The 1,574-nt window shown below is 34.1% G+C and carries 2 pseudogenes; one reads left to right on the plus strand and one right to left on the minus strand.

The annotated features are described in order from the left end of the window. Positions 1-845: pseudogene (locus tag ACWATR_RS39915) on the plus strand (WD40 repeat domain-containing protein); the annotation flags it as partial. A gap of 330 nt (positions 846-1,175) precedes the next feature. Here the strand turns inward: ACWATR_RS39915 and ACWATR_RS39920 are convergent. Then, positions 1,176-1,574, minus strand: a pseudogene (locus tag ACWATR_RS39920) (transposase); the annotation flags it as partial.

Consider the following 1,574-nt stretch of genomic DNA (forward strand, 5'->3'; position numbering starts at 1 on the left):
CTGAAGTATCTAATGTTGAATTTAGTTTTAATGGACAACATATAGTTACTACTTCCTTAGATAAAACTGCAAAACTGTGGAATCTCCAAGGTCAATTGGTAGCAGAACTAAAGGGATATCAGGGTGAGGTGAGGAGTGCTAAATTTAGTCCCAATGGAAAATACATTTTTACTATTATATCAGGAGGCGATTCCTTGTTATGGAATGTACAAGGTCAATTAATCGCTAAATTTAGTGGAGATCAATATGATATCCATAATATAGAATTTAGCAATAACAACAAGTATATAATCACTATTTCAGAAGACGATAACACACCACGAGTATGGAATTTACAAGGTCAGTTATTAACTATACTTAAGGGATCTCAAGATAGAATATATAGTGTTGCATTCAGCCCAGATAGTCAGTATATTCTTACTACTTCAATCGATGAAGCTCCTAGACTATGGAATATTCAAGGTCAGTTAATAGGTATCTTTAAAGCGTCAAAAAATTTACTCTACACTAAATTCAGCCCCAATGGTCAATATATTATTGCTATTTCAGATAATAATGCAATATTCTTGTGGAACATTCAAGGTCAGTTAGTGACTGAACTTAAACCATACAAGAGTACTTTAAATAGTATAAATTTTAATTTTCAAATTCGTGATGTTGACTTTAGCACTAACAGCCAGTATATTATTGCTAGTTCAAATAAAATAGTTATATTGTGGCAATTAAAACAATTAGATGAGTTACTTTCTATAAGTTGTGACCGTCTGCGTAACTATCTTAGAAATAATACTTTTGTTAATATTGAAGATCGTAAATTGTGTGAAGATATTAGAAGTAATTTATGAAATAAATCAAAAGTGTTGAATGTTAAGAAAAATCTGATAAAAACAGCCCAAAATATGTTAAATTTTGGGCGGAATATTAAAGTAGGCATAGAGCCGAGATCCCTGCGAATTTGGAAATAGAGGCTGAAAACTCCTGCTATATATAGCTTTTAGCTTTTTTACTACCTCCAATTTTACCCAAATAAGGAAGCAGAGATTTAGTACACAATTACTAATAAATTCGTTTTTTGCTCTCTTAAATACTAACATTTGGTTGAAAGTTGGCATTTGACAGCAGAGTAACATCACTCGTGAGAGGTTAGAGTGATTGCACATTTGTCAAGAGGGTGCAGGAAAAGGAGACAAATCGAGCTTGGAAGCAGGTTTTCGTAAGGCTTTGACTACTCCTAAATCTTGATTCTCTTTTGCAGCAAAGTATTTAATAGGGTCTTCAGCTTTGCCTTTGTCATAGGCAACACTAAAATGATAAAGACCTCGATAAATCATCTCTAAAGAAATACGGTCGAAAGGCAGAGATAATTCATCAGCAACCGCATCTCCCAAGTCAACTAATACTGCATAAAAGAGCCAAGTAGCCCAGACTTGTAGCTTGATGCCATTAATAGAACCAGTCCATAAATAAGATAGTCCCAGTAAGCGTTTAACAGTGTGAAAAGCCTCTTCAATTCGCCATCTTCGACGGTATAAGTCTGCGACTACATAGGGAGGTAAAACTTCTGGGTCAAGGAT

Source organism: Nostoc sp. UIC 10890, assembly GCF_054786515.1.